Consider the following 9,335-nt stretch of genomic DNA (forward strand, 5'->3'; position numbering starts at 1 on the left):
TTCAGTTATTCATTGGGTGATCGCACGCGCTTAAATATTTCCTCGGCAATGTGTTCATGGGCCGCCGTCCTAAACTGCTTATCTGTCATCACGCGGGAAAAGATTTCTTCATTACCTTCCATGCGATTGATAAACAGCTCATCAAGCATGCGATCGAGATAGGCGGAGAAATTAGGCAGGTTGTTGGCTTTGGCAGCTTCAATAATTTTTTCATCGTTTTCTGCACTGGAGCGTATCTGGTCGAAGAACAACTGGTCTGCAACGGTAAAGTCGGTACCGAAACGGTCATTTAGCTTTTCGACCAGCGAGGATAGGGAAACTGGCTCTTCTCGAACGCCGCTCGTGCCTACATCCGTCGGCCCTTTTAACGGGTAGGCCTCACCTTCACCCAGATCGATTGAGCCCTCTGTCATTTGCTGCAACCGGAAATAGCGCAGAGCAACTTCGTTATCGAGAGCGAAGCCTTGGCCATTCCCAGGTGGGGGTAGTTTGGCGATTAGATTGCGGATGAAGGAATAGAGTTTTTCAAACTCACTGTCTTGATAAGGAATAATTTGGGACAAAAATGCGTAAAGGTTGCGGAAAGCCGTCAATTGACCGCGAAACTCTTCACGTTCCTCCTCTTCCTGTGCACAAAATTGTCCAACTACAGCATCGAGTACAGCGTTCATAATCTTGTGGTCGGAACCCGAATGGTCGCGTTTGCTTCGGTACCAAACCCCAGCGAATGCATTGACGTCGTCGGGAGTAAATATCACCCACTGAAATAGTTTGTGCTGCAGCTGCGAAAGTTGGTGGGGCTCAGCATTCTCTCCAATTGTTGTCGCTTCGTAGTAGGGTTTGAAGGCTTGGTAGATGTCGTCTTCGTCATTAGCGAAATCGAGCACAAAGGTCCTCGCTTTGCCTGGTGCCCTTCGATTAAGGCGCGATAATGTCTGTACAGCCTGAACACCGGCCAGGCGCTTAACAACATACATGGTCTGCAGCAGCGGCTGATCGAAACCGGTCTGGTATTTTTCTGCCACCAGTAGCACCCGGTAATCGTCCCGTTCGAATGTTTCTGGCAGCTCACTCTCGGAGAGCCCATCGTTCATTGCCACTTCGGTATAGGACGAATCCGGAGTGTCTGGGTCTTCTACTGTGCCGGAAAATGCAACCAAGGAACGAATGCCAGTGTAGCCGTTCTCTTTGATATAGCGGTCGAAGGCAAGCTTATATTTCACCGCAGCGAGGCGAGAGCCAGTAACCACCATAGCCTTAGCTAGGCCACCCAGTTCATGCATCACATATAGTTTGAAGTGCTCAATGATAACGGATACCACCTGGTCGATATTGACGGGGTGAAGATCCATGTAGCGCGCGAGCGCCTTTGCAGCTTTTTTTCGTGGCACTTCCGGGTCGTTTTCTACCTGCTTGATAAGACCAAAAAACCGCTTGTAGGTAGTGTAATTCTGCAAGACATCCATTATGAAGCCTTCCCCAATGGCTTGGCGCATTGAGTACTCATGGAACGGTGCAGATCCGGAAGGACCAGGTTCATCGAAAAGTGCCTTTGTCTTGAATTTGGGCGTGGCAGTAAACGCAAAGAAACTCAGGTTCGGCTGCCGTGCCCGCTTCAGGGAATCACGCAAAATAGCGGCCTTGGCCTGCTCAGATAACGCGTCGTCCTCTTCATCGGACAACTGGGCGGCAATCGCCGCCTCGATACCATCCTTATTCAGCATTCCCCGCAACTCTGAAGACGTCTCGCCACTTTGCGAGGAGTGCGCCTCATCAACAATCACGGCAAAGCGCTTGCCCGCCGTACTGATTTTTACGCCTTCACCCTTTTTTTCCAGCGTCGAAAGCGCTCTTGAGATGAAGGGGAACTTCTGCAAGGTGGTGATGATAATGGGCGTACCACCGGATAGCGCCTGGGCAAGCTGCTGGGTATTCTCGTCGATCTTCTCCACCACACCGGTCTTGTGTTCAAACTGGTAGATGGTGTTCTGCAATTGCTGGTCGAGCACGCGCCTGTCAGTTACCACCACCACCGAGTGAAACACTTTTTGATCCTCGGCATCGTGCAGGCTGGCCAGGCGGTGCGCCAACCAAGCAATGGAGTTTGACTTGCCCGACCCGGCCGAATGCTGCACCAGATAATTATGCCCGGAGCCTTGAGCCTGCGCATGGGCGACCAGCTTGCGTACCGCGTCGAGCTGGTGATAGCGCGGAAAGATCATTGTCTCCTTGCGGACGGTGCGCACGCCCTTATCGGTCTTGACCTGGCGCTCCTTCACCTCCAAGTGCATGAAGCGTTGTAGGATATCCATCAGACTGTTTTTTTCCAGCACCTCATCCCAGAGGTAGTGGGTCTTCCAGTTATTCTCCACTGGCGGGTTGCCTGCGCCATAATCATGTCCGCGGTTGAAAGGCAGAAAAACCGTTTCCTTGCCCTTCAGACGCGTGGTCATCCACACCTCGTCTGGGTCCACGGCAAAATGCACCAGCGCACGTTTTTTGAAGGCAAACAGCAGATCCCGTTCATCGCGGTCCTGCATGTACTGTTTAACTGCGTTCGCTGCCCGCTGGCCGGTGAGTGGGTTTTTCAATTCAACAGTGGCCACCGGCAAGCCGTTCAGGCTCAGGGTGACATCGATAATGCAGCGGCGGTTTTTGTTTGTTTTTGGGCCGTCCGCCTTCTTCATCACCGAAGTAAAGGCCACCTGTCGCGTCATGGTCAGGCGATTCTTGGCATAGGCCGCCGCCGCCTCTGGGTTCATGCCGGAATTGGGGCGAAAGTGGGCCAGGCGAAAGGTCTTGCCATAGCACTTGAAGCCATAGCGCAGCACATGCAGCGTGCCCTTGATATCCAACTCCTTGGCGAGGTTGTCGAGCACCGTGGCGCGGGTCTTGTCACCCAGCAATGCTTGCAACTGCCCCCACTTTGCCGCCTGACTGTCTTGCAGAAAACCGGTCACGTCTTCGGGAAACAGCGCTAGCGACTCGTTATAAGCAGCCGCTGCACGTTTTTCATAACCGCCCGCGTCGGTCAGGCTGGCTTCAATGGCGATCTCAAAATCAAGTTCGGTGTGGCCGGGCATCAGTTTGCTTCCTTGTGGTTGTATTGCACCTGCAATGCTCTGAGCATGGCAAAGACATCCTGGTAAACCACACCAAACTGAAGACACACATCTGGTAATTTAACCTGGTTGCGTGACTCTGGCCGAGACTCCTCTAGCGTCACGATGGTTGAGCCATTTACCATTGCGTAAGCCACTAGCCATCCATCGGCACCGGTAGCAAACTTTGCTTTGGCAGAGTCAAAATACTGGGAATTACGCTGCACCCAAAGCATAACCTCGGTGTAAGCGGCGACCACGTCGGTACTATTACAGCTCAGAAAAAAGTTGGCCGGCACTGAGTCGTTAACCCATTTCACCAGTTCATCGTCATCTCGCCCTTGAAGCAACTCCTGCCTGTTGCGATCCAGGCTATGAACTTGTCCAGCGTGATGCTGGGTCAGCAAGCTATCCCAGAATCCGGGGCATAGGTCGAAAGCGTAATAACTGTTTTTGGCGGTTATTAGAACATCCGAGTCAATGAGATAGCTCATCGTGGCAACCCCATTCCCAGTCGTTGAGCATACTCCTGAAAGGCCCCGCCATTCAGCCCAGTTAGTTCATAAGCTTGCTTGAAGCCAATGCGGCCTTCCTTGGCCGCACGAATAACCTGAACGGCAAACAGTCTGCCGACACGTGCATTCTGGTTATTGTAAAAATTTCCGCCGCTGGCTGCTTGTTTTTGACGACGCTCTTGCCGGGTGTAATCCTCGTAAAAATCAAAAAAGCTTTGCCGATCTACCAAGCGCAAATCCATCGTTCGGCGCCCAATCACAATAGGACTGACCTTGAATCGACGCGCCAGCGTCTCGAAAGGCGTAGCGTCGCGTTTCACTTCGGGCCAGCATTCTCGTAATTCTGCCGCCGGTACGAGAAACTCTGCTGCTGCCTTATCGCAGAACGTCTCTATCTCATCGCCATCGGGAAAAATGCCAGGAAAGCCGGACAGCCCAGACCCTTGAGCGCCCAGCCAGAGGTGGGCTAACTCATGGGCCAGCGTGAACATCTGCGCCGACTTAGCGTCAGCACCATTCACGAAGGTTAGCGGGGCATAGTCATCACATAGAGCAAACCCTCGAAATTCCTCTACATTCAGCCGCCGGTGCGTGTTATTGCCCACCACACCGTTAATCACCGCAAGTACACCTATTTGTTCAGTAGCCACTCGCAGCGCTCCAACGGCCTCCTGCCAGCTACGCACGTTCGCGGCCCATCCGTTGCTCAGACCTAATGAACGGCGCATTTCGCGACCAATGGCAGCCGGATCATCAGTCAGCCGGGCGCTACCGACAAATGCGAGGCGTTCTGCCTCGCATTCCATTCGGGTTTCACGCAACCAGGCCTGACGACGCTGCATGGCGTAAATGGTATCCAGCAACTCTGGACTGACCGAGCCCACATACTGATTACCCACTGTGCGAAAGTCAGAAATCGGCATGGGAATATGCGGAGGTTCGGGCAAAAACAAATAGCCAAAGGGTACATGCGTAGCCTTGGCGAAGCCTTCCAGTTGCTTGAAGGTGGGCAATACCTCGCCGCGCTCCCAGTCCGCCAGCTTAGGGAATTTGTCTGCAAGGTCTTCAATGGCCAGATGGGCCCGCAGCCGCGCCCACCGCATCAGCTCTGGATTGACTGCTACACCTTTCATGAGAGCACCTCTGGGCTCATTATAGCTGCCCAGTGCTTGCAGATCAGGGCGGCTGAAATGGCGAAGTCATGGCTGGGCATCAGGCAATCTCCAGTTGGCCGGTGACCGCGGCGGTGATTACGGCTGAGCGGTATTCTATTAATTTATCAATCGATAATTTTAAGGGTTGTTCGACTGATTCGGACTGCCGCCGTATCTCAGAACAGAAATTACCTATCAACTCCTGTTCTCTAAGTGGAGGAAAACCAATAATTACATTATTTACCTGTTCAAAACCGAGTCCCTGCTTCGTGCCGCCTTGACCACTCAACATGAATTGCGCGCGAGCCATATCTGTTGAGAGAAAATTTACCAGAAAACCGGATTCACATAACTCCGGGCTTGGTCTAAAAAGAGCAAGATGCTGGTTAATATATGCGCCTTCTATTTCCTTTCGGATGACTGCTACTGCCCCAAGTTCAGCAGTTATGGTGATCAGAATATCTCCCTCACGAACTGAGGTCCGTGTTCCCTCTGTAGCACCATCTAAATTGACATATCGGGTCTCAGAAAGATCAAGTTCGATACCCTCGCCGGTAACATTGGTCATTCGTAGAAACCGGTCTCCCTCATCAGCGTAATACGCAGCCCAATCTCGAGAACCACTGGTCATATATCGCCGGACTCGGCGAAGCTTCTTAACTTCCCAGTTTGCCGGAATATGCCCCAGCCATTCAGTTCCGGACGGCTTCATGATGGCGTTGGGGTCGAGGCCCTTGGTTATGGCGCGGGTTATCAGGGCCTGGCGCTTTTCGGCCAGCCTGTCCAGCAGAGCGCATTTTTTTTCAATCAGCCCGTCGATGCGCGCAGTCTTTTCATCCAGAAACTGCGCGATGCTGTGCTGGGTTTTAAGGGGTGGGAGAGCTAACGGTGCAGCTTTCACTTTTTCTGCGGTGAAATGGGCAATTGTGGCAACATTGCAGACCATCTCTACGTAACCTGCAACCTTAAGAAAAGTGAACCAGTAATAGATGAACTCTGGCAGTATCGTCGAATTACCGGCCGGCCGGATCCTATTAATGGCGTTTTGAAAGTAAAATTCTTCATCGCAATCAAAAACAGCAGTTCGCCCCGCGTCACCCCCCTCACTAACCAATATATCCCCCCGCTGAAGCCGGAATTTCTCCATTTCTTGTGGCTTAATCCACATACTAAAATCATGGCTAAGGTCTAAGCCATGCTTGGTGATGTTAATGGCACGAAGGTATCGCTTTGACTCGTCATTTTGAGATGCCGGGTCACTTTGAAGCATTTTTCCAAGCTGAACGTCGCAATAATTTCCAACACTAGCTTTGATCCAATGGCTGGGAACCGCTTCAAGAAGATTCATACCACGAGTCCCTTCAACAACTCGGCAATTTCCCCTTCCAGCGTGGTGATCTCCGTTTCGATCTTGTCCAGCGGCCGGGGCGGCTTGTAGACATAGAAATGCCTATTTATGGGGATCTCGTAACCAACCTTGGTCTTGCTGTAATCCACCCAGGCATCAGGCACATGGGGCAGCACCTCGCGTGCCATGTAGGCGTCAATGTCCGCCCTGAAGGTTTCCATCAACTCGTCATTGGGCTTGTCCGAGCCAAATTGCATTGGTAATGGCAGCTGGGTGCCTGCGGGCAGTGAAATATTTTCTGTATCGCGCAATTCGCTGTCGGGCTCTGGCTGGCCTTTGCCGTCTAGGCAGATCTCCGCATTGGGGTCGCGCTCGCCCAGAGCATTGAAGATGGCCTTCTTGATGGGTGCCGGGAGCTTCAGCCCAGTTTTTTGGGCAGCGACGTTCATATGGGAATCAAAGGCAGCCCGATCTTTGGACTGGCCGTTGCTGGCCAGCGTTGAGAGAAGGGTGCGAATGGACGCCTGAATTTGGCGACCTTCTTCAATCTCTTGCGCGGCGACAGCTTCGTGCTTGCGCTTTTTGGAGGTGGCGAGGCTGGCAAAGGCGGCCTGATCGTCCAGCCGGGCTATGCGCTCAGGCGTGGCCATAAAGTTCATGCGCAAGGGACGCTCTACCGTGACCTTGAGAAAGCCGAATTCGCGGTTTTCAAAGATATGGGAGACCACGCGGGTTTCCCGCTCGCCGGTCTTATGGTTCATAATCACGTCCGCCACCTCGCCATCCTGATAATTGCCATACAGGCGGGTCAGGTCGTGTATCTGCTCTTCGGTGATCTCGTTGCGCTTGTTGTTGAGGCTTTTCTTCATGCGCTGGGAAAAGCGTGTGCCGTCGATCAGCTGGACCTTGCCGCGCCGCTCCGTGGCCTTGCGGTTGGTTACAAGCCAGACATAGGTAAAGATGCCAGTGTTGTAAAAGAGCTGATCGGGCAGGGCGACAATGGCGTCGAGCCAATCGTTTTCGATAATCCAGCGGCGAATATTCGATGGGCCGGAACCGGCATCGCCGGAAAACAGCGGTGAGCCGTTGAATACAATGGCGATCTTAGAGCCGGCAGAGTCCTCATCCCCGTCCTTGTAAGGGTGCATTTTGGACATCATGTGCTGAAGGAACATCAGCGAACCGTCGTTGATGGCGGGTAGCCCGGCACCGAAGCGACCGGCAAAGCCCATCTCCTTGTGTTCCTTCTCGACAACGTGTTTTTGCTCTTTCCATTCCACGCCAAAGGGCGGATTGGCGAGCAGATAATGGAACTGCTTACCCTCGAAACCGTCGCGGGTCTTGCCGTCGCCCAGGGTATCGCCGAGAACGATGCTGCTAGTATCTTCGTCCTTAATAAGCATGTCGGAACAGCAAATGGCCCAGGATTCGTCGTTATACTCCTGCCCAAACAGGGCAAGGTTCGCTTGGGCGTTCTGGTCGAGGATAAATTTCTCGGACTCCGACAGCATGCCGCCGGTGCCACAGGTCGGATCGTAAATGGTGCGATAGATGCCCGGCGTATAGACATCCTTCTCGCCGGTGTAGACCAGGTTGGCCATCAGTCGGATCACTTCACGCGGGGTGAAGTGGTCCCCAGCCTCTTCGTTGGCCTGCTCATTGAAGCGCATTACCAGGTGTTCGAAGAGGTAGCCCATTTGCAGGTTGTCGATACGATCCGGGTGCAGGTCCACCTCCGCCATGGCTTTTATGATGGTGAACAAACGGTTGCTGACATCAAGCTTTTCGATCTGGTCAATGAACTTGAAACGCTCGAAAATGGCGCGAGCGGTTGACGAGAAGCCGTTGATGTAAGCCACCAAATTGGGGGCAATGTTCTCCGGATCTCCAAGCAAGCGCTGAAAAGTAAAGGGGCTCGTATTGTATAAAGGATGCGTCCGGCTTGGGTCCGCCGCCTTCCCTAATATACGCTCCATCGCGTTTTCTGGCATCCCTTGCGCAGACAACTTCTCGTATTCCTTTAATACCTTGTCTTTGGTGGGCTCCAGCACACAATCGAGACGGCGTAGCACTATGATTGGCAGCATCACTAAACGATATTGCGGCGGCCGGTAAGGACCGCGAAGTCGGTTGGCGATATCCCAAATGTAACCTTTTAATTGATCGTGTAGCTGCAAATTCATTCTGGTTAAATCCTTGTTAATAAAGTGGTAAATTACCGCTTTCCAGGAGTGGGCTTTAGGGATACCGATTGGACATCGTTGAGAAGGCCGTACCATCTTGATGAAAGATGACCTTAACTTATCAAGGGGTAAGTTGGCAGGCAGTCGTCTTTTTTTCAACAACTTTAGTTCTAGCGCAATAGAGCGCGGGCCGCGTATCGCGTACGAAGTTTTCCCAAAGCTTTCAGAGTCAATTTTTCACCTCCTCTCATTGGTTTTTTAGCGCTGAGAATGATGATTTAGAGACATGTATATGCATTCGCAAATAGCGTTGGGTCTGAAAGCTTCGCAAAATCTTCTAAACCGGCTCCTCAAAGCCGTTTTGGCCTGGGTTCTTTTTCGAAGGCTGTGGTGGACCCCTGAGTCAAGACATTAATTGACTGGGTTTAAGTTGTGCATTCGACTTCACTTGCAGCTGGCCGGCGCTGCCCCGTGTTTGCCTTTGCTTTGGCTGTTGCCGTTGTGTCTGATCTGGCTTCTGCGGTGGATTTTTTCGACCAGTGATTGAACGCCTTGTAGATGGAATTCCACTTGCCGAAATGCTCTGGCAGATCTCTCCATGGTATGCCAGTACGCATTCTGAACAGAATACCTTCGACTGTCCTGCGCAGGCCTGCCTTGTTATACAGACTGAATTGAAGCAATATTTCTTTTAGCTTGGACCACCGCTCCTCTGTGAGCATGTATCTGGGCATTGCGGGCTCGTATGGTTGTTGTTGTGGAACTTCATTATACGAGCTTGCTCTTACCTTTCAAAGACTTACGAGCAATTGTCAACAGACCCTAGGTAATCGACAAAACTTCGGATCCGGGGCAGAAGTTCACGCTCTGGTAGGAAGACCGCACTAATCGACGTGTCATCGCGGACTTGGTAGTCCGCCAGGAGCGGCAACAGTTTACCGTCTCGAATGGCTGGGAGTGCCAGATGCTCAGCCAGCCGCATGACGCCGACTCCTGCTGTGCATAGCTCAAATAAGGTTAGACCATTACTGCTG

6 protein-coding genes and 1 pseudogene are annotated in these 9,335 nt (G+C 52.3%); all 7 read right to left on the reverse strand.

Annotated features, from left to right (window positions below; genetic code table 11):
* Nucleotides 1-5: 5 nt before the first annotated feature.
* Entirely contained in the window at nucleotides 6-3,083 is a 3,078-nt protein-coding gene (locus MELB17_RS11150; RefSeq protein WP_007350344.1) for a type I restriction endonuclease subunit R, read from the reverse strand.
* Nucleotides 3,083-3,595: a DUF4411 family protein gene (locus tag MELB17_RS11155; protein WP_007350345.1), complete on the reverse strand. Its 513-nt coding sequence runs from the start codon at nucleotides 3,593-3,595 to the stop codon at nucleotides 3,083-3,085. Before MELB17_RS11155 ends, MELB17_RS11150 begins: the two co-directional genes overlap by 1 nt.
* The gene (locus tag MELB17_RS11160) at nucleotides 3,592-4,749 is read right to left on the reverse strand and encodes a helix-turn-helix domain-containing protein (RefSeq protein ID WP_007350346.1); all 1,158 of its coding nucleotides are present in this window, start codon (nucleotides 4,747-4,749) and stop codon (nucleotides 3,592-3,594) included. Before MELB17_RS11160 ends, MELB17_RS11155 begins: the two co-directional genes overlap by 4 nt.
* Before the next feature lie 79 nt (nucleotides 4,750-4,828).
* The gene (locus tag MELB17_RS11165) at nucleotides 4,829-6,118 is read right to left on the reverse strand and encodes a restriction endonuclease subunit S (RefSeq protein ID WP_007350347.1); all 1,290 of its coding nucleotides are present in this window, start codon (nucleotides 6,116-6,118) and stop codon (nucleotides 4,829-4,831) included.
* Complete coding sequence (locus tag MELB17_RS11170) at nucleotides 6,115-8,301, reverse strand: type I restriction-modification system subunit M (RefSeq protein ID WP_007350348.1); 2,187 nt, start codon at nucleotides 8,299-8,301, stop codon at nucleotides 6,115-6,117. The genes MELB17_RS11165 and MELB17_RS11170 overlap by 4 nt, the downstream gene beginning before the upstream one ends.
* A gap of 527 nt (nucleotides 8,302-8,828) precedes the next feature.
* Nucleotides 8,829-9,035, reverse strand: a pseudogene (locus MELB17_RS23805) (transposase); the annotation flags it as partial.
* Between the two features lie 65 nt (nucleotides 9,036-9,100).
* On the reverse strand, nucleotides 9,101-9,335 hold a 235-nt coding region (locus MELB17_RS26485), incomplete at its 5' end, for a LysR substrate-binding domain-containing protein (protein WP_413540285.1).

The sequence above is a fragment of the Marinobacter sp. ELB17 genome (assembly GCF_000169375.1).
GTDB lineage: Bacteria > Pseudomonadota > Gammaproteobacteria > Pseudomonadales > Oleiphilaceae > Marinobacter.